The organism is Pelagibacterium halotolerans B2 (assembly GCF_000230555.1).
Lineage (GTDB): Bacteria > Pseudomonadota > Alphaproteobacteria > Rhizobiales > Devosiaceae > Pelagibacterium > Pelagibacterium halotolerans.
This window is the reverse complement of the sequence record NC_016078.1, coordinates 3,524,366-3,544,120: the sequence shown is the minus strand read 5'-3', so window position 1 is coordinate 3,544,120 and position 19,755 is coordinate 3,524,366. Positions and strand designations below refer to the sequence as shown.

18 protein-coding genes and 1 pseudogene are annotated in these 19,755 nt (G+C 62.1%); 8 read left to right on the top strand and 11 right to left on the bottom strand.

What is annotated here, in order from left to right; all coding sequences use genetic code 11:
* Positions 1-207: 207 nt before the first annotated feature.
* From KKY_RS17405 to KKY_RS20170, 3 genes and pseudogenes are all read left to right on the top strand, one after another.
* Positions 208-1,515: a vanadium-dependent haloperoxidase gene (locus tag KKY_RS17405; protein ID WP_014132702.1), complete on the top strand. Its 1,308-nt coding sequence runs from the start codon at positions 208-210 to the stop codon at positions 1,513-1,515.
* On the top strand, positions 1,512-3,101 hold the full coding sequence (locus KKY_RS17400) for a CRTAC1 family protein (RefSeq protein WP_014132701.1): 1,590 nt from the start codon (positions 1,512-1,514) through the stop codon (positions 3,099-3,101). Before KKY_RS17405 ends, KKY_RS17400 begins: the two co-directional genes overlap by 4 nt.
* Positions 3,102-3,200: 99 nt before the next feature.
* Positions 3,201-3,836: pseudogene (locus tag KKY_RS20170) on the top strand (dihydrofolate reductase family protein); the annotation flags it as partial.
* 20 nt (positions 3,837-3,856) lie between these two features.
* Here KKY_RS20170 and KKY_RS20895 read toward each other — a convergent pair.
* From KKY_RS20895 to lepA, 3 genes are all read right to left on the bottom strand, one after another.
* Complete coding sequence (locus tag KKY_RS20895) at positions 3,857-4,201, bottom strand: YciI family protein (protein WP_041528865.1); 345 nt, start codon at positions 4,199-4,201, stop codon at positions 3,857-3,859.
* Positions 4,202-4,284: 83 nt separating this feature from the next.
* Entirely contained in the window at positions 4,285-4,482 is a 198-nt protein-coding gene (locus tag KKY_RS17385; protein WP_014132699.1) for a DUF2283 domain-containing protein, read from the bottom strand.
* A 19-nt stretch (positions 4,483-4,501) separates the two neighbouring features.
* Complete coding sequence (lepA, locus tag KKY_RS17380; RefSeq protein WP_014132698.1) at positions 4,502-6,316, bottom strand: translation elongation factor 4; 1,815 nt, start codon at positions 6,314-6,316, stop codon at positions 4,502-4,504.
* 126 nt (positions 6,317-6,442) lie between these two features.
* Here lepA and KKY_RS17375 point away from each other — a divergent pair, with 126 nt between their 5' ends.
* Entirely contained in the window at positions 6,443-7,201 is a 759-nt protein-coding gene (locus KKY_RS17375) for an extensin-like domain-containing protein (RefSeq protein ID WP_014132697.1), read from the top strand.
* 2 nt (positions 7,202-7,203) lie between these two features.
* On the opposite strand, the gene KKY_RS17370 is transcribed toward KKY_RS17375, so the two are convergent.
* Together KKY_RS17370 and KKY_RS17365 are read right to left on the bottom strand one after the other, a co-directional pair.
* The gene (locus KKY_RS17370; protein WP_014132696.1) at positions 7,204-8,073 is read right to left on the bottom strand and encodes an SMP-30/gluconolactonase/LRE family protein; all 870 of its coding nucleotides are present in this window, start codon (positions 8,071-8,073) and stop codon (positions 7,204-7,206) included.
* Between the two features lie 50 nt (positions 8,074-8,123).
* Entirely contained in the window at positions 8,124-8,312 is a 189-nt protein-coding gene (locus KKY_RS17365) for a hypothetical protein (RefSeq protein ID WP_014132695.1), read from the bottom strand.
* Positions 8,313-8,405: 93 nt separating this feature from the next.
* On the opposite strand from KKY_RS17365, the gene KKY_RS17360 reads away from it, so the two are divergent.
* The 3 genes from KKY_RS17360 to KKY_RS17350 all read left to right on the top strand — a co-directional run bounded on the left by KKY_RS17360 (position 8,406) and on the right by KKY_RS17350 (position 11,964).
* On the top strand, positions 8,406-9,329 hold the full coding sequence (locus KKY_RS17360; protein WP_014132694.1) for a LysR substrate-binding domain-containing protein: 924 nt from the start codon (positions 8,406-8,408) through the stop codon (positions 9,327-9,329).
* A 39-nt stretch (positions 9,330-9,368) separates the two neighbouring features.
* Complete coding sequence (gene mbfA, locus KKY_RS17355) at positions 9,369-10,349, top strand: iron exporter MbfA (RefSeq protein ID WP_014132693.1); 981 nt, start codon at positions 9,369-9,371, stop codon at positions 10,347-10,349.
* 751 nt (positions 10,350-11,100) lie between these two features.
* Entirely contained in the window at positions 11,101-11,964 is an 864-nt protein-coding gene (locus KKY_RS17350; RefSeq protein ID WP_014132692.1) for a LysR family transcriptional regulator, read from the top strand.
* Here KKY_RS17350 and KKY_RS17345 read toward each other — a convergent pair.
* Positions 11,935-12,441 (bottom strand): DUF2306 domain-containing protein, encoded by a 507-nt coding sequence (locus KKY_RS17345; RefSeq protein ID WP_014132691.1) that lies wholly within the window; start codon positions 12,439-12,441, stop codon positions 11,935-11,937. The genes KKY_RS17350 and KKY_RS17345 overlap by 30 nt on opposite strands.
* 104 nt (positions 12,442-12,545) lie before the next feature.
* On the opposite strand from KKY_RS17345, the gene KKY_RS19780 reads away from it, so the two are divergent.
* Positions 12,546-13,343: a LytTR family DNA-binding domain-containing protein gene (locus KKY_RS19780; RefSeq protein WP_139305079.1), complete on the top strand. Its 798-nt coding sequence runs from the start codon at positions 12,546-12,548 to the stop codon at positions 13,341-13,343.
* A 33-nt stretch (positions 13,344-13,376) separates the two neighbouring features.
* Here KKY_RS19780 and infB read toward each other — a convergent pair whose 3' ends face one another.
* From infB to trmB, 5 genes are all read right to left on the bottom strand, one after another.
* On the bottom strand, positions 13,377-15,977 hold the full coding sequence (gene infB, locus KKY_RS17335) for a translation initiation factor IF-2 (protein WP_014132689.1): 2,601 nt from the start codon (positions 15,975-15,977) through the stop codon (positions 13,377-13,379).
* On the bottom strand, positions 15,974-16,591 hold the full coding sequence (locus KKY_RS17330) for an RNA-binding protein (protein WP_014132688.1): 618 nt from the start codon (positions 16,589-16,591) through the stop codon (positions 15,974-15,976). The genes infB and KKY_RS17330 overlap by 4 nt, the downstream gene beginning before the upstream one ends.
* 56 nt (positions 16,592-16,647) lie before the next feature.
* Positions 16,648-18,264, bottom strand: coding sequence for a transcription termination factor NusA (gene nusA, locus KKY_RS17325; RefSeq protein WP_014132687.1), 1,617 nt, complete (start codon positions 18,262-18,264; stop codon positions 16,648-16,650).
* A gap of 4 nt (positions 18,265-18,268) precedes the next feature.
* Positions 18,269-18,898 carry a ribosome maturation factor RimP gene (gene rimP / locus KKY_RS17320; protein ID WP_014132686.1) on the bottom strand — a complete coding sequence of 210 codons (630 nt, stop codon included), beginning with the start codon at positions 18,896-18,898 and terminating at the stop codon, positions 18,269-18,271.
* A 95-nt stretch (positions 18,899-18,993) separates the two neighbouring features.
* Positions 18,994-19,695 carry a tRNA (guanosine(46)-N7)-methyltransferase TrmB gene (gene trmB, locus KKY_RS17315; RefSeq protein ID WP_014132685.1) on the bottom strand — a complete coding sequence of 234 codons (702 nt, stop codon included), beginning with the start codon at positions 19,693-19,695 and terminating at the stop codon, positions 18,994-18,996.
* Positions 19,696-19,755: the final 60 nt, after the last annotated feature.

Genomic DNA, 19,755 nt, shown 5'->3' with positions numbered 1-19,755 from the left:
GGGCGGAGAACGCCCAAACGGTTCGGCGCGAACCTACTGTAAGCGGGGGCGGGGCGCAACAGGGATTTGACACTGCCGGGCCGGGTCCGTTTTCCGGAACCAGCGGCCCTTGCCGGCCTTGCGAGGCGGCGGGCGCCGTGCATAGATACGACGAAAGTTATCGAGTTGGGAGGCTCGCTCTTGGGGGGAAATCGGCGGAACAATTGGGTGAGGTGGCTGCGCCTTTTGGCAGTGGTTCTGGCGGTTGGCGCCGCGCAACCGGCCCAGGCCCAACGGCCCGATGCTCAGGACGTGCTGGTGGGCTGGAACCGGTTGATCCTTGAATTAGTGCGGCATACGCCCACCTATTCGCCGCCCGTTGCCAGCCGGGCGTTCGGCTATCTGGGGGTCACCGCCTATGAGACCGTGGCGAGTGGGGACGATGGGTTCTCAACGCTCGCTGGCCAGCTCAACGCGCTCGACCCCCTGCCCGGGCGCGCGCCCGGCGCCGCCTATGACGAAGCCATTCTGCTCCATGCGGCGATGAGTTTCGGCGCCAACGCGTTTTTCGGCAATACCGGGCCGACGGGCCAGCGGGCCATGGACACCATGGATGCCCGCACCGCGACGATGCTGGCCGAGGGTGTCGATCCGGATATCGTTGCGCGCAGCACCGCGCTGGGCACCGCGATCGGCGAGCACATTCTGGCCTGGTCGCTTGATGATGGCGGAGCGGTCATCGAAAATCTGGGCTTCCCCTATGATTTTGAAACCGTTGAAGACCCCTCGCTGTGGGTCCCGACAAACCGCGTGGCCGTGCAACAGGCACCATTGCTTCCCGGCTGGGGGAACAACCGGCCCTTTGCCATGCCGCAAGGCAATAGCTGCGCGCTGCCCCCGCCGCCCGCTTACAGCGAGGCGCCGGGCTCGCCATTTTACGAGGAGGCCATGGAGGTCCACGACGCCGTGGTCAACCTGACCGACGAACAGGAAGCCATCGCCCGGTTCTGGTCGGATGATCCCATGCTCTCGCCCACGCCGCCGGGTCACTGGATCTTCCTCACGCTCGATGCGCTTGAAAAAAAGGATGCAGACCTTGCCGAAACCGTTGACGTTCTGGCCCGGCTCGGCGTGGTGCTGGCCGATTCCTTCATCGGGTGCTGGGATGCAAAATATCAGTACAATCTCGTGCGCCCGGTGACCTATCTCAACCGACTGGTCGATCCGGACTGGCAGCCCATCCTGATCACCCCACCGTTTCCCGAATATCCGTCGGGCCACTCCACTCAATCGGGCGCGGCGGCAAGCATGCTGGAAGCCCATTTCGGCGAGAACTTCGGGTTTTCCGACCGCACCCATGAAGATGACGGGCTGGCCGTGCGCCATTTTGCCAGTTTCTGGGAAGCGGCCGAGGAAGCGGCGGTGTCGCGGCTTTATGGCGGCATTCATTTCCGCTCCGCCATCGAACTGGGGCTCGAACAGGGCCGGTGTATCGCCGGGTTCACCAACGCGCTCATCACGCGGAGCCCGTCATGATGCGGTTGGTTCTCGGATTGAGCCTTGTTGTCGCTCCAGCTCTGGGCCAGGAGCCGGCCATTCCCCACTTTGCCGAAGTCACGGCGAGCGCCGGGATCGACAGCGTCTTTTGGGGCGAGTGGGAATATATGGTGGGCGGGGGCGTCGCCGTCTTCGATTGCGACGGAAACCGAAAACCCGACATGGTGCTGGCCGGCGGCACGGCGCCGGCGAAATTTTACCGCAACACCGGCGAGGTCGGTGGCGCGCTCAGTTTTGCCCAGGAGGCGAGCGGGCTGGAGATGGAGGCCGTTACCGGCGCCTATCCCCTCGATATCGACAGCGACGGCATTATCGATATCGCCCTGCTGCGGGTGGGCGAAAACCAGGTGATGCGCGGACTGGGCGATTGCCGGTTCGAAAGCGCCAACACCGATTGGGGGTTTGATGGAGGGGACGGCTGGTCCACCGCCTTTGCCGCCACATGGGAGGCCGGGCAAAGCTGGCCGACGCTGGCCATCGGCAATTATGTCGATCGGTATGAAACGATGATGCCGTGGGGGTCATGCACCGACAACTGGCTGCACCGTCCAGACACCACCGACGCTCGTTTCGGCACGCCGATCCCCCTGACGCCAAGCTATTGCGCTCTCTCGATGCTGTTTACCGATTGGAACCGGTCGGGCACGCCATCGCTGCGCGTTTCCAATGACAGAGAGTATTACAAGGGCGGACAGGAACAGCTCTGGCGCATCCAGGCCGGTTTAGCGCCGGAACTTTACGGCCCCGAGGATGGCTGGCAGCGGCTGCGCATCTGGGGCATGGGCATTGCCGGACACGATCTGAATTCGGACGGCTATCCGGAATATTTCCTCACCTCGATGGCCGACAACAAGCTTCAGGTGCTTGCCGAGATTCCGGAGGCCGGAGCGCCGCTTCCGGTTTATTCCGACCTTGCCTATGCGCGCGGCGTCACCGCGCATCGCCCCTATACGGGCGGAGAGATAAAGCCCTCGACCGCCTGGCATGCTCAGTTCGAGGACGTCAACAATGACGGACTGGCCGATCTTTTCGTCGCCAAGGGCAATGTATGGGAAATGCCCGATTTCGCGCTGCTCGACCCCAACAATCTGCTGCTTCAGCGTTCGGACGGCACGTTCCTCGAAGCGGGCGAAGAGGCAGGGGTTGCCAGTCTTCTGACGGCGCGCGGCGCGGCGCTGACCGATTTCAATCTCGACGGGCAGCTCGATCTGCTCGTCGTCAACCGGCACGACAAGGCCCAGCTCTGGCAAAATGTCAGCCACACTTCCGGCAACTGGCTGGCTATAGCCCCGCACCAGTCCGGCGCCAACCGCGATGCCATCGGCGGCTGGATCGAGGTGCGGACGGGCGATGGCGTCCAGCGCCGCGAGATCACATCGGGCGGCGGGCATGTGAGCGGGATCGCGGGCTTTTCCCATTTCGGGCTGGGCGATGCGCAAAGCGCCGACATCCGCATGCTCTGGCCTGACGGCACCGAAGGCGAGTGGCAGGCGGCACAAGCGAGCGGCTTTTACAATCTCGAACGCGATGCGCCATTGGCGCGCTGGCACCCGGACGCGAACTGAAATACCACAAGCCAAAATGTCGGCTGGCTAAGAGATGGCTCGTCCTTGGGTCAGGAAGCGGGATTTGCCCCCGCACGATGAACCTAAAGGAGAGATGAAATGAGAAAGCTCAGTGTTGCCGCCTTTGTCAGTCTTGACGGGGTCATGCAGGGCCCCGGCGGCCCGCAGGAAGATACCGATAATGGCTTTACGCTCGGCGGTTGGACGGTTCCCTATTTCGACGAAGCCGTCGGCAAGGCCATGGACGCCATTTTGTCCGACCCCTACGATCTGTTACTGGGCCGCCGGACCTACGAGATCTTCGCCAATCACTGGCCAAAACTCGAAGGGCAGGACGAATTGGCCGACCAGTTCGGCGCCATCAACAAATATGTCGCCACCCGCAACCCCGGCTATGCAACGGACTGGCAAAACAGCCATGTGCTTAAAGGCGATGCCGTTGCGGCGGTGCGCCAGCTCAAGACGCAAGAGGGACGAAATCTTCTCACACAAGGTTCGGCACAATTCATCCAAGCGCTATTGGCCTCAGATGTGGTCGACGAAATTCACACCCTCACCTTCCCGGTGCTGCTTGGAAAGGGCAAGCGGCTGTTTGGTGGCGATGGGGCGCCCAGCGCGCTGACACTGATCAGGTCGGTCACTTCGCCCAGCGGGGTTACCATCAACCGCTACGGAGTTGCAGGTCCAGTTCAGACGGGTAGCTTTGCGCTGGATAGGCAATCAGGGGCGCCGATGGTTTCGGCGCCCCTATACTGTCAGCCCATCGACATGATCTCGAGCAGTTCCACTTCGCCCTCCCACTGCGGCCAATGGGTCTCGTGCAGCTCGAGAAATTTGCGAACCCAGGCGACGGCCTCAGCCTCGCTGTCGAGCTCGTAGATGGCAAAGCCGGCGACCACTTCCTTGGTCTCGGTAAAGGGGCCGTCCACCTTGAGCTTGCCCTTCTTGATCGCGCCCAAGCCCATTCTGGCCATGCCGCCATTATCGATGAGCTTGGGCCCGGCCTCCTGGGCCAACTCCCCGATTGCCATCATCAGTTCGGCGGGCGGCTGGCCGATTTCGGCCGCGTTGGTGGTGGTCACCATGGTGAGATATTTCATCTGTCCAAACTCCGGTTTGTGCCGACCCGTCATGCGGGCCGACCAGAGGACGACTGGACCTTATGGCACCCGACATTTTTTATTCAGGCGGCCTTTGTGAGCACATCGGCAGGCAGGTGTGCGCGCGCATCGAGAACTCCCATGCCGACAATATGGCCCTCGGCATCGTAATCCAGCACAACGCCCGGCGACACCTCTTGGCTGGCCTCCACCCGGGCGCTCGAGAACCGAATATAGGCCGCGTTGGCTTCGGCATCGTATTTTACGACAGGATGGTTCATTGCGGCCTCCTGGCTCGGCTCAATCGTCCATCTTGAGCGCCTTGATGAAGGCTTCCTGGGGGATTTCGACCTTGCCGAACTGGCGCATTTTCTTTTTCCCCTCTTTCTGCTTTTCGAGCAGCTTGCGCTTACGCGTCGCGTCGCCGCCATAGCATTTGGCGGTCACGTCCTTACGCATGGCGCGCACCGTCTCACGGGCGATGATGCGCCCGCCGATAGCGGCCTGGATGGGAATGACGAACAGGTGCGGAGGAATCAGATCCTTGAGTTTTTCGCACATCTGGCGGCCGCGATGCTCGGCCTGTGAGCGGTGCACCAGCATCGAGAGCGCGTCGACCGGCTCGGCATTGACCAGGATACTCATCTTGACCAGATCACCCGCGCGGTAATCGTCGAGCTGGTAGTCGAAACTGGCATAGCCCTTGGAGATCGATTTCAGCCGGTCGTAGAAATCGAAGACCACTTCGTTGAGCGGCAGGTCGTATTCCACCATGGCGCGCTGACCGACATAGGAGAGGTTGGTCTGGATGCCGCGCCGGTCCTGGCAGAGTTTCAAAATCGCGCCCAGATAGTCGTCGGGCGTTAAGATGGTCGCCTTGATCCAGGGTTCGCGGATTTCCTCGATCTTGACCGGATCGGGCAGGTCGGCGGGATTGTGCAGCATCACTTCGCTGCCATCGGTCATCTGCACTTCATAGACCACCGAGGGTGCCGTGGTTATGAGATCGAGATTGAACTCCCGGCTCAGCCGCTCCTGAATGATCTCGAGATGCAGCAACCCCAAAAACCCGCAGCGGAACCCGAACCCGAGCGCGGCAGAGGTTTCCATCTCGAACGAAAAGCTCGCATCGTTGAGACGCAGCTTGCCCATGGCGGCACGCAGATCGTCGAAATCTGAAGCATCGACCGGAAACAGGCCGCAGAACACCACAGGCTGGGCCGGGCGGAAGCCGGGAAGCGGTTCTGCCGTGGGCTTTCTGTCATCGGTGATTGTATCGCCGACATTGGTATCGGCCACTTCCTTGATCGAGGCGGTAAAGAACCCGATTTCGCCCGGGCCAAGTTCGCCCACTTCGACAAGCTTGGGGGTGAACACGCCCACCCGATCGAGTTCATAGGAGGCTCCGGCCTGCATCATGCGGATCTTCTGGCCTTTCCGGATACGCCCGTCGATCACCCGGATCAGCACAACGACGCCGAGATAAAGATCGTACCAGCTATCGACAAGCATGGCCTTGAGCGGAGCATTCTCATCGCCCTTGGGCGCGGGCAGACGCTCGACGATGGCGGCCAGAACCTTGTCGATCCCCAGCCCCGTCTTGGCAGAGATTTCCACCGCCTCGGACGCATCGATGCCGATCACGTCCTCGATCTGGGACTTGACGCGCTCGGGCTCGGCGGCAGGCAGGTCGATCTTGTTGAGGACCGGCACGATCTCGTGGTTGACCTCGATGGCGTGATAGACATTGGCCAATGTCTGCGCCTCGACGCCCTGCGCAGCGTCCACCACAAGAAGCGAACCTTCGCAGGCGGCGAGCGAGCGGTTGACCTCATAGGCGAAGTCGACATGGCCCGGGGTATCGATCAGGTTGAGCACATAGTGGTTGCCATCGGTGTGCTCATATTCGAGCCGCACGGTCTGGGCCTTGATGGTAATGCCGCGCTCGCGCTCGATATCCATGGAATCGAGCACCTGCTCTTTCATCTCGCGCAGATCGAGCCCGCCGGTGAGCTGGATCAGACGGTCGGCAAGCGTCGATTTCCCGTGGTCGATATGGGCCACGATGGAAAAATTGCGGATGGAAGAAAGCGGGGTCTTCTGCGGTGTTTTCATGGGGCCGCTGATAGCAGCAAACCCGGCGTTTCGGGAAGATGGTTTGTGCGCGGTTAACGCGAGTTTTGGCAACATGTCGCGGCTTTGCGCGTTGGAGATGGACCCGACCGCCCTCCGGAGCCGCAAATGACCCGCCTTGCCGTGCTGTTTTCCCTGGTCCTGTTCACCGCGATACCGGCCAACGGCCAGGAAACCCAGGCCCAACCCCCGCTGCCCCAGCCCCGGCCCGAAGGGCTTGGCGACGAGAGTGAGGAACAAGCTCCGGTCGCCGCGCCAGAAACATTGCCCGAGGATGAACCCGGGCAAACCGGCGAGGTCGATCGCGTCTATCAGGCCGCCTGTCCGGCCCTGCTCACCGGATCGGTGATCGGGGAGATCGTGCCGCCGCTCTCGGAAGGCAGTTGCGGTCTGCAAAGCCCGATTGCGGTTTCAGGTATTGTCGTCAATGGAAGGGAAATCCCGCTTTCGGGCACGCCGGTCACCAATTGCACGATGGCCACCGCCCTTGTCGATTGGGCCGGCGAGGTCGATGCCTATGCCGTCGCGGTGCTCGATACAGAAATTGAAAGCCTTGCCACCGGGCCGGGCTATACCTGCCGCCTGCGCAACGGCGCGGACACCGGCTTTGTATCCGAGCACGGCCTGGGCAACGCGCTCGACATCACAGCGGTCAATTTCGCCGATGGCACGGCGGCATCGGTCCTCAATGACTGGAGGGCGCTGCCCGCGCAGCCGGAAGCCAAATTCCTCTCCTTTGCCCATTCGGCGGCATGCGGGCGGTTCACCACCGTTCTAGGGCCGGAGGCCAATTCCGAGCACGAGGACCATTTCCACTTCGATCTGGGCTGTCACGGCCAGAGCTGCACAGCCCGGATCTGCGAATAATCCTACTCGGTCAGGCTCAGCGCGATCAGCGCACCCTGCTGCATCTGGGGCACGAGGACGATCGAATCATAGGCCGAGATATCGGCCCCGCCGGCGCCCACATTGGCGAGTTCAACGGCCTCGTCATCCTGCCAGCCATAGATGGCCCCGGTCGGGTTATCGTTGAAGATGATGGTGTCCCCGATCACCGCCACCCCGTCGATGGCACCGATTTCGGTCGCTCCGTCGAGCGGGGTCACATCGGTTGCGTCCATATCGACGCCATAGAGCCCGCCCGGCGTTCCGAAGGTGAAATTTTCGCCCATATCGGCGCCCATCGAACCTATTATGATCTGGCCGTCATGGGCCAGGAGCCCGTTGGGGAAGGTCATGCCCTCATCAGGCCCGAACCATATCGACGCCGCGCCATCGGCGTAGCGCCATATGGTCTGGTTGAACATGTCGGAAATGTACACATTGCCGTCCTGGTCGGCCGTGACGTCATTGGGAAACGCGGCACCCTCCATGGTGACGGTTTCGACCAGCGAGCCGTCGGCAAGCGAAATGATATGGAAGCCCATATTGTCGGCGACGAACAATTGATCCTCGACGATGGCCATGCCGCGCGGGTCCTGCAGGCCAGTCACCCATTGCTCCTCGACCATCTCGCCGTCGGGCGAAACGAGCGACAGGTAGCCGTTTTCGCCGGCCTCGGCGCCCATGGCGACCATGTTGCCGATGACGATGCGGTCGTTGGCGGCATCGTAAATCACCGATTCGGGCATCTGAAATCCTTCCAGACGCCAGGTTTCGGTCAATTCCATCCCCAAAGCGGGCAGCGCAAGGGTCGATGCGGCACAAGCCGCCAGAAGGGCGAGCGACAGATTTTTCATGGGTTTTCTCCTCATCTGGGCGCCATCCACCCGGCACCCGAGGTCAAACTTTAGCAATCTGGCGGCATCCTGTCATGTAGGACCAATGGGCGGCCCGGTTCGGGGCGCGGATGATAGGCCGGCAGGTCGGCCAGGGCGCGCAGATCGAGGCGATCGAGCCCTTCGGCATCGTTCTGCCGCGTCCCGGATGCCGGTTCGGGTTCGGGTTCGGTCAAAAAGCGTAGGATGGATTTTAGCATTTGTCGTAGCCTTCGATGAATTGATCCACAGTATCGCCGAACAGTCGGTGGGCTCCCATCGACAACTTCTTCTCCTTCGTTTAGAAAAACTATATGAGCGAAGCGGCCTTTATTCCCTTCAATGCCCTCCATGCCCTCGCTCTCGTGGCGCGGCACGGGGCGCTTGGCCCAGCCGCCGAGGCGCTGGGGGTGACGCCGGGCGCCGTCAGCCAGCACATTCGCCGCGCCGAAGACCGGTGTGGGCTGGCCCTGTTCGAGCGCACGCCCAGGGGGCTGGTGCCCACGCGCGCGCTCCTGGGCGTTCTGGGCGATCTCGACACCGGCTTTGCCGCACTGGCCCGCGCGCAGGCGAGCCTTATGGCCCCTTCGCAGGACCGTAATCTTCTCACCGTCACGGTGGGCAACGTCTTTGCCTCGCGCTGGCTCATATGGCGGCTGGCCGATCTGGGTGCCGTCCATCCCGAAATCGAACTGAAACTCCTGACCACCGGCACTCTGGTCGATCTCGGACGCCCGGACGTCGATTGCGCCATCCGGTTCGGGGCCGGTGACTGGCCGGGCGTTATGGCCGAACCCATCGGCACCCATGCGGTGTTTCCGGTCTGCGCGCCCGGGCTGGCCGAACGGCTCAAAACCCCGGCCGATCTGGCCCAGGTTCCCGTCATCATGGATCAGGCGTCCATGCTCTCCTGGCCCGACTGGCTGGGCGCCGCCGGCCAGTCCGATCTGAAACTTGCGGGCCCCACGATCTCCGATCCGGCCCTGGCGTTCGACGCGGCCATTGCAGGGCAAGGTGTGCTTCTCGCGCTTGGCATCATGGCCGAATACGGGCTGGAGCGCGGACAGGTGGTCGCCCCGTTCCCGACCATCACGCATTCAAAATTTGGCTACTGGTTCGCGACCGCCAGGGGGCGAGAGCTGCCGGCCCGCACGCGCAAATTCCGCTCATGGCTGCTTGACCAGATGAGTGCCTGCGAAACAAGAACACAAAAGGTGGTTGCCAGAAGCGCCGAGTAGTTTAGAATAGTTCTAAACTATTTGATCGAGTGCCCTTCCATGCTGACAGCCTTTCGTCCCGCCCGACGCGATTTTTCGTCCCTGTCCGAAAGGGAAATCCTTGCCCTGGCCATTTCGTCCGAAGAGGAAGACGGGCGGATCTATGCCGCCTATGCCGAACGGTTGCGCGAGGACTATCCGGCCAGCGCCGCGATTTTCGACGGCATGGCGGCCGAAGAAGACACTCATCGGCGCCTTTTGATTGACCGTTACGCGGCGCGGTTCGGTCCCTCCATCGTGCCGATCCGGCGTGAGCATGTGCGTGGCTTTTACACCCGCAAGCCCGTGTGGCTGATGGCCGAACTCGATCTGGACACGGTGCGCAATCAGGCCCGCGACATGGAGCAGGACGCCGCGCGGTTTTATGCCGAAGCCATCAAACAGACCAAGGATGCCGATACCCGCAAATTGCTGGGCGATCTCGAACGTGCCGAGCGCGGGCACGAGCACAAGGCCGAAGCCCTTGAAGACGCCCATCTCGACACCGAAATCCGCGATAGCGAAAAAACCACGGCGCACCGCAATTTCGTTCTGACCTATATCCAGCCCGGTCTTGCGGGATTGATGGACGGTTCGGTCTCCACCCTTGCACCGATCTTTGCGGCCGCCTTCGCAACGGGCGATACGTGGTCGACCTTCCTGATCGGTCTTGCCGCATCGGTGGGCGCGGGCATTTCGATGGGCTTTACCGAAGCGGCCAGCGACGATGGGCGTTTGACCGGTCGCGGTTCGCCCATCAAGCGCGGCTTTGCCTCGGGCATCATGACCGCCGTGGGCGGGCTGGGCCACGCCCTGCCCTACCTGATCCCCCATTTCTGGACCGCCACCACCATCGCCATGGCTGTCGTGGTGGTCGAGCTCTGGACCATCGCCTGGATCCAGAAGCGGTTCATGGACACCCCCTTCTGGCGCGCCGTCCTGCAGGTGGTTCTGGGCGGCTCCCTGGTCTTTGCCGCCGGCATCGTCATCGGCAATGCGTAGGTGAAACCCCGCTGATCTCCCAGAAGGGCGAAGCCCGGTTGCGGCATTCTGAGCCCAATATCCGGACCGCGAATTTACAGCCCGAGAAAACCCTCTCCCTCAGGGGGAGAGCGTGACCGGCAGGCCGGTGAGGGGGCCTTGAGCGATAGCGTATCTGGCCTCACCCTGCCGCCCCACACACCACCGTCATCCGGGCGAAGACCCGGCTGCGAAGTCCCGAGCCTGCCGTTTCTCTCCGCCGTATCGGCCAGACCCCTTCAGGCTTTCACGGAAGCAGGACAAGTGCGGGCTTCACCTCTTCCTTTGGGGGGGAGGTCGGGCCTGAGCGCATGCGAAGCGGCGGGTGAGGGGACCTTCAACAACCGCTGCCAAGACCCCCTCACCCGCCGCTTCGCGTCGACCTCTCCCCCAAGGGAGAGGTGAGCAGGCTTCCGATTCAGTCAATCACTGAACCGCTCTAGATGAACCCTCTCCCTCAGGGGGAGAGGGTGGCCGGCGGGCCGGTGAGGGGGCCTTGAGCGGTAGCGTCTCTCGCCTCACCCTGGCACCCCACGCCCCACCGTCATCCCGGGGGGCGACCCGGCAACAGTAACCGGCAGCGCGGTGGCTCCGGCCGTTGCCGCTCCCCTCGCTTCCCCGGGCCCGACCCGGGGCCCATGCGTGCTGCCGCACCCTCCGGTGGTTCGGCAAGGCCGCTCCGCCCGCGTTCTCCTCCATTGCCCATCCCCCAATCTCGTTTCATAATTGAAACATGGATGTGTCCTGGGATGATCTTCGGCTGTTTCTCGACGTGGCGCGGCTCGGCGGGCTGTCGGCTGCGCGAGCCACGACGGGGCTGAGCGCGGCCACCTTGGGGCGGCGCGTCACGGCGCTCGAACGCCAGATTGGCGAAACGCTTTTCATCCGCGCCCAGACCGGGTTCACCCTCACCAGTGCGGGCGAAGCGCTGCTCAAGCGTGCCGAGGATGTAGAAGCTGCTATGCGGGCGGTCACCCATTGGCGGGACGGGGCCATCGGGGCGCGGGTGGTGCGGGTGTCGGCGGGAGGCTGGACCACCGATTTTCTGGCGCGGCACATCGAGCAGCTCTGGTCACCCGATGACGGATTCCGGGTCGAATTCGTCACCGCCTATGACAAGGTCGATATCGGGCGCCGCGCCGCCGATATCGGCATCCGCAGTTCAGCGCCGACCGAGCCCAGCCTGGCGGGCCGCAAGCTGACCCCGGTCGCTTATGCGCTCTATTGCGCACCGCGCCTTGTCGCAGGCGTTCGCGAGGGGCTGTTTGTCGGGGTTACGGGTCCAGCCGCCGCAACTGCCTCGGCCCGCTGGCTGCAAGCCCATCACGGCGACCGCATCGTGGTCAGCGGCAATGATGCCCATTCGGTGCGCGAACTGGTGGCTGCGGGCACGGGGCTCACCGTGCTCCCCTGCTTTATCGGCGACGCCGACCCGCGCCTGTCGCGCATAAGGGGCCCGATCGCCGACCTGGCCTCGCATCAATGGCTGATCCTGCACCACGAGGAACGCCACAGTCCGCCGGTCAGGACGCTGGCCGACCGCATCGCACGGCTGATGCAGGGCCATTTAAAACTGTTCGCCGGCGATATCTCGTAGCTTGGCGCGCCGCCGCTGGTAGTAGAGCGCTGCCAAGATGGCTGCAACACCCAGTGCTGCAAGAAAAGCAGTAACTCCGCCATCGGCGAACACCACGGCGTGCATACGGCGTCCGGGCAGGAGTGTGAAGGCTCCGGCAAGGATGAGAGCACCGGAGTACAGAGCTATCATGTGGCGCCGATGGGCACGGACATTGCCGCGCCGGATGGCGAGCACCGCCTGCACCAGACCCAGAAGTGTATAGAGCGATAGGGCATGGATCAGGCTATAGGGCCCGAACATCCTGATCTCGGCGATCAGAAAGGATGAAAGCGCAACCACTATCATGAGCCCGATCCACATGCGGCCCATCGCCTTGTGAAGTCCCGTTCCCTTGCGCATCAGAAGAACGATGGTTCCCAGGGCAAGGGCCGCTATGGCGCTGACGGCATGAATCTGGATGGCAAGGGGCGACGCGACGAGGGCTGTTGCATCCATTGGACGGCTCCGGCATGTAGTTTGGACGTAAGACACGTGTGCACCGAGTGTCCAATGGGCGTCGCAGCCGCAAGCCCGGATACGTGAACCAGGAATTTGCCTTCGTGAACGACAGCCCCATTCATTTCACGCTTCGCCAATTGCATGGCGTTTTTTCCAGCCCCGTCGCGTGGGGTGTCATGGTGGGCGTGGGAGTAATTGCCGGGATTACCGGGCCTTTTTCGACGTTCGAGCATCTGGCCCCCGCCCCCCGCATAGCCTACTGGCTGATGATCGTTGTGGGCAGCTATGGGGCGGGCGCGATCGGCGCGACGCTTGCTCAGGTCCTGATCCTGCCGCGCGGCGGTCCGCTTTTAGCGCGCATCGCCGTCTTGGGCATCGGCTCCTCGATTCCCGTCACTGCGGCCGTCACCCTTATCAGCTGGCTGTTCTTTCCCGACCTCAGCTACACCGGGCTAAGTCTTTTTGAACTCTACATCTATTGCCTCTTTATCAGCTTGGCGCTGATGGGTGTTATAGAAGGGGTGGTTGAGCCCCAACTCGAAAGGCGAAGAGCACAAACGACACCGGAAACGGCAAAAACGCCGAAAATTCTCGACCGCCTGTCAAAGGAGATGCGAGGACCGCTCAGCCATATGTCGATGGCCGACCATTACGTGGAAGTTCATACGGACAAAGGTAAGTCTCTGATTTTAATGCGTCTTTCCGACGCCATCGCCGAGACCGAAGGCGTCGAGGGCCTGCGGATTCACCGCAGCCATTGGGTGGCGACGCGCGCCATTTCGGCCATCAAACGTGTGGACGGTCGCGTGGCCGTCCAACTTGCGACCGGGGAAATCCTTCCCGTTTCGCGCAGCTATCTTGCCGCCGTTCGTGCCCATGAAAAAGGCGCCGCCCGATGAGCAGCGCCTTTTAAAATCAGTGGCTTAAACCGGTTACAGCGTGCGCTGAACCTTTTCGACGCGATAGCATTCGATGACATCGCCGGGGCGCATGTCCTCGTATTTCTCGAACGCCATACCGCATTCCTGACCGGACTGGACTTCCTTGACCTCGTCCTTGAAACGCTTGAGCGTCGAGAGCTTGCCTTCGTGGATAACCACGTTGTCGCGAATGAGACGCACGCCGGCGCCACGCTCGACCATGCCGTCGGTAACCCGGCAACCGGCGACCTTGCCGACCTTGGAGATGTTGAACACCTCGAGGATTTCGGCATTGCCCAGAAAGGTCTCGCGCACTTCAGGCGCCAGCATCCCGCTCATCACGCCCTTCACGTCGTCGATCAGGTCGTAGATGATGTTGTAGTAACGGACCTCGATGCCTTCGCGCTGCGCTAGTTCGGCGGCCTGTTTGTTGGCACGAACGTTGAAGCCGATGATCACCGCGCTTGAGGCCGTTGCCAGTGTCACGTCGGACTCGGTGATCCCGCCCACACCCGAATAAAGGATCTGGGCCGACACTTCGTCGGTCGAGAGCTTGTTGAGCGCGGTCACGATCGCTTCGACCGAACCCTGCACGTCGCCCTTGATGAGCAGCGGGAACTTGGCGATGCCCGAAGCCTTGAGCTGATTCATCATCTGCTCGAGCGAAGTCGCCCCACCCCCAGCGGTCTTTTCGCGAATGACCCGCTGGCGGTATTCGGTGATCTCGCGGGCCCGGGCTTCGCTTTCAACCACGGCGAAACGATCGCCGGCGTCAGGAACGCCCGAAAAACCAAGCACTTCGACCGGAGTCGAGGGGCCGGCGGATTTCACCTGCTCGCCCTTGTCGTCGATCAGCGCGCGGACCTTGGCCCACTCGTTGCCGGCCACGACGATGTCACCGACGCTCAGCATGCCCCGCTGCACCAGAACGGTCGCCACGGCACCACGGCCCTTGTCGAGCTTGGATTCGATAACGAGACCCTGGGCGGGACCTTTTTCGGGAGCCTTGAGTTCAAGCACTTCGGACTGCAGCAGTACCGCTTCGAGCAGACCGTCGAGATTGGTCTTCTTGAGCGCGGAGACTTCCACGTCGAGCACTTCGCCGCCCATCGATTCCACGAACACTTCGTGCTGAAGCAGTTCGGTGCGCACGCGGGTGGAATCGGCGCCCTGCTTGTCTATCTTATTGATCGCCACGATGATCGGAACGCCCGCCGCCTTGGCGTGCTTGATGGATTCGATGGTCTGGGGCATCACGCCATCGTCGGCTGCCACCACGAGAATGGCGATGTCGGTGGCCTGCGCGCCACGGGCCCGCATGGCGGTAAACGCTTCGTGGCCCGGGGTATCGAGGAACGTGATCTTCTGGCCGTTCTTTTCGACCTGATAGGCACCGATGTGCTGGGTGATACCACCGGCCTCGGTCGAAACCACATTGGCCTCGCGGATCGCGTCGAGCAGCGAGGTCTTGCCGTGGTCTACGTGGCCCATGATGGTCACAACCGGCGGACGGTTGACCAGATCTCCGGCGTCGTCATTGTCGATATCATCGAACAGGCCACCTTCGACGTCGCTTTCGGCGACGCGCTTTACGGTATGGCCCATTTCCGTGGCGATCAGTTCGGCGGTATCGGCATCGATGACGTCGTTGATCTTGAGCATCTGGCCCTGGGCCATCAGCAGTTTGATGACGTCGACAGCGCGCTCGGCCATACGGTTGGCCAGTTCGGCCACCGTGATCGCCTCGGGGATCGTAACCTCGCGGGCCAGCTTGGGCTGGGCCACCTTGGTGTTGCGACCCATCTTCTTGTTCTGGCGCCGGCGCATGGCAGCCAGCGAAGGCCCGCGCCGATCACTGTCATCGAGCGCCGAATTGACGTTGAGGCGCCCACGCGAATTGGAATCGCGGCGGGCCGGTGTTGCGCTCGGGCGCGGTGCGGCATTGCGCTTGGCGCGTTCGAGTTCGTCCTTGTCGACAAGGGCCTTGGGACCGGGAGCTGCGCGACGGCGCACGCGGTCATCCTCGCCTTCGCCCGGAGGTGGCGGGGGCGGCATATCAGGCTGCGCAGCGCGCGGGCTGGGCTTGGCAACGGGCTTTGGCCGAGCCTGACCGGCCTTGACCGGCACGATCCCGTCCAATTCCTCATTGGCCGCTTCCCGGGCCTTTTCGGCCTCCACAGCGGCAGCGCGGCGTTCAGCCTCTTCGCGTTCGGCCTTACGGCGGGCGTCGATCTCGGCGTGGCGCTGCGCTTCTTCTTCGGCCTTGACGCGATCTTCTTCGGCACGGGCCGCAGCTTCGCGCAGGGCGCGCTCGCGGGCCTGGTTCTCATTTTGGGTGAGACTGGCCGAATTGGCATTCTGACGCGGGCTGGCCGATTGTGGGCGCCCGCCCGGACGGGACGGCTGAGGCCGCCCGCCACCTGATGCATTGCCGCCCGACTGTTGTGGCGCGCCCGTACCGGGCCCACCCACGCGGCGGGTGCGCTTTTCAACAACGACGGTGCGTGAGGACCGCGACATGCCGGGCCGTGCGCCAAGGTTTGGCGCGCCCTTGAGGGTCAGGGTCTTTTTCCCCGAACCCGAATTGTCGCTGGTCTTGTCCTTGTCGGTCATATGGTGCCGTCTTCTTCTCTGTCTGTGGCGTTGAAAAGGGCAAGCCGATTTGCCCGCTCAATCACCGAATTTGCTGCCGCGCCGGGAGTCAGCGCAGCGTGTATCACATTTTCGAGCCCCAATGCCAAACCCAATTGGGTCGACGAGAGAGATTCGATATGAGCCAGCCTGTCGGCGACTTCGCCGCGACGGGCCCATTGCAGCATCTTGCGGCGGCCGTCGGGCGCGGCATCGCTGGCTGTAATCAGCGCGCCCACCCGCCCCGACTGGAGAACCGAAGCGACCTTGGCGGCGCCTGTCACCAGCACACCTGCCTTGCGCGCCAGCCCCAGGGTGCCCGTCAGGCGCTGTTCTAACCGGGTCCGCACCTGTTCTGCAAGGTCGGGCGGCACCGATACGTTTTCCTTGAGGCTTCGCGCAAAAACCTTCTTACGCACCGCTTCGTTCACTGCGTCGGCAGAAAGGGTGATCCAGACACCGCGGCCGGGAGCCTTGGCATCAACATCCGGCGCCAAAACCCCATCAGGGGAAACCGCGAAGCGGATGAGCGCGGAAGCGGGTTTTTCGGCCCGCGTAAGAGCGCATATCCTGTCTACATCTTTTTCGCGGCCCAATTGCGGCGCCCTTTTTACCCTTGTTCTGACAAACGCCCCGATAAGGGGTCGTTTGGTTATTCTGCGACTTCACCTTCGGCGGGAACTTCGCCTTCACCCTCAACGACTGCGGCCTGAGGCAAGTCGTCTTCGGTGATCCAGCCAGCCTTGAGCCGCGCCGTCATGATCATGTCCTCGGCCTCTTCCCGGGACAGCGGAAAAGCCGAAAGCGTACCGTCGAAGCGTTTGGTTTCACCATCCTTGCGCTCGGTCCAGCCGATCAGGTCGTCGGCGATGCAGCCAGCAAAATCCTCGACCGTCTTGATTTCATCCTTGCCCAGGGCGACCAGCATTGCTGCCGAGAGGCCCGGAATATCGTAGAGTGCGTCCTCAACACCGAGCTTTTGGCGCTCTTCGTCGAGTTCACGTTCCTGCGCATCGAGAAACTCGGTGGCGCGGTTCTGGATTTCTCCGGCCGTTTCCTCGTCGAAGCCGCCGATCGAGGCGATTTCCGCCAGTTCCACATAGGCCAGTTCCTCAATCGAGGAAAAGCCTTCCGAGGCGAGCAACTGGGCGACCATTTCGTCGACATCGAGCGCGTTCATGAACAGCGCCGTCCGCTCGGTGAATTCCTTCTGGCGGCGTTCGGATTCTTCCTGCTCGGTCAGGATATCGATGTCCCAGCCGATCAACTGGCTGGCCAGACGTACATTCTGGCCGCGACGACCGATGGCGAGCGAAAGCTGCTCGTCGGGAACCACGACTTCGATGCGCTCAGCCTGTTCGTCGAGTACGACCTTGGCGACGTCGGCGGGCTGGAGCGCGGATACGACCAGATCTGCTATATTGTTCGTCCAGGGGATAATATCAATCTTTTCACCCTGCAATTCTCCAACAACCGCCTGAACGCGGGAGCCACGCATACCAACGCAGGCACCGACCGGATCGATCGAAGAGTCCGAGGAGGTCACGGCGATCTTGGCGCGCGAACCCGGATCGCGGGCAATCGAGCGGATGGTGATGATGCCGTCGTAGATTTCCGGCACTTCCTGGGCAAACAGCTTGGCCATGAACTGAGGATGGGTGCGCGAGAGGAAAATCTGCGGCCCGCGCTGTTCGCGGCGCACATCGTAGATATAGGCGCGCACGCGGTCGCCATAGCGGAACTGTTCGCGCGGGATCAACTCGTCGCGGCGAATGATGGCTTCACCGCGTCCCAGATCGACGATCACATTGCCATATTCGACGCGCTTGACGCTGCCGTTGACGATTTCACCAACACGGTCTGCATATTCTTCATACATGCGGTCGCGCTCGGCGTCGCGCACCTTCTGGACGATAACCTGCTTGGCCGATTGGGCGGCGATGCGGCCGAATTCGATCGGGGGGAGCGGCTCTGTCACGTAATCGCCGAGCTTGGCGGCGTCGTTTTTGGCGAGCGCTTCCTTGAGGGAAATCTGGCGGCCATATTCCTCGACACGCTCGACGATTTCGAGCAGGCGCCACAGGCGCAATTCGCCGGTGCGGGGATTGATCTCGGCCTTGACTTCGGTTTCGGCACCATAGCGGGCCTTGGCGGCGCGCTGAATGGCCTCTTCCATAGCCTCGATAACGATCATGCGGTCGATGGACTTTTCGCGCGCCACGGCATCGGCGATCTGCAAAAGCTCCAACCTGTTCGCTGAAACGGCCATTGGATCAATTCTCCTGGGTTCGCTCGTCGGCGTCGCCGCCGTCGGTTTCGTCAATGATGGTTTCGACGTCCTCATCGGCTTCGTCGTAATCGGGATTTTCGGCCTGGCGCTGGCGTGCTTCATCGAGCAGCTTGTCGGTCATCAACAACTTTGCTTCAGCCAGAAGCGCCAGCGGCAACACGTGAACGGGATCGGTTCCCGCCGGTGCGTCGGGGAGGCGGATCGAGAAATTGTCATCGTCGGCGCCGACGATATCGCCCCGGAAGCGCTTGCGGCCCTCGATCATTTCGGCCAGTTCGACCTTGGCTTCGTGTCCGACCCAGGCCTGGAAATCGCGAGCCCGAACCAGCGGCCGGTCGACGCCGGGGGAGGAAATCTCGAGGTGATATTCGCGGTCGATGGGGTCTTCGAGATCCAGAACCGGATTGAGGTCGTGGTGGAGCTTTTCGCAATCGGTGATGGCGAAATGGCCGTTCTCGTCCTCGCACATGATCTGCAGCGTGCAGCCATTGTCATTGCTGATGCGCACGCGAACCAGATCGTAACCCAGCGATTGGGCCACCGGCTCAACGATCGCGGCGACGCGCGCCTCAAGGGCAGATTCGCGGATATAGCGTTTTGTATTGGCCGTCATGCTTACCCTGATTGAGGTAATAAAAAAGAGCGGGGCCGGTCGGCACCCACTCTCTCATTTTCCGAGATTGTTACGCTTCATATAACGCCGCATCGTCACGAACGCAAGAACTCGAAATAAAAGCTCTTCATGCGCCCCTGACGGCGGGCCTTCTGTTCGTACCGCGTTGCCTGCCAGCCGGGATAAGGTGCGTGCCAAGCGCCAGGTTCGGCGATGGGCCAGTCAAAACTGTCGGTCCTTGAGATGTGGGCCAACGTCCAGTTGGCGTAATCCTCGATGTCGGTGGCGAAGCGGAACAAGCCAGCGGGCTTAAGCACACGGGCAAACTCAGCAAGAATTTTGAACTGGATCAGGCGACGCTTGTGGTGGCGCGGCTTGGGCCAGGGATCGGGATAAAGGACGTAGAGACAATCGACCGAGGCGTCGGGCAAGACGGCGAGCAACTTGATGACGTCGTCGGGAAACAGCGCGATATTTTCGATGCCCTCCGCATCGATCGTTTCCAGCAGTTTGCCGATGCCGCCTGTAAACACCTCGCAGCCGATAAATCCGTCCCGGGGATTTTCTCGGGCCATGCGGGCGAGATGCTCCCCACCGCCATAACCGATCTCGAGATGGATGCGGCTTGCTTTCGGAAACAATTTTCTGGGATCGACGGGCGCAGAAATATCGATGGTCAGCTTGGGAAGCAGGGTTTCGAATAGCGCCTGCTGGCCCTTGTGCAACTTCTTACCGGCGCGGCGCCCGAAAAAGGCGCGCGGCCCCTTCGGGTCCTGCGGGATGGGTTTTGGTGTCATCGGCTCACTAGCAAAGACAAAAGCGCGGCGTGTTGCGCCGCGCTTTACAATCAATGGACC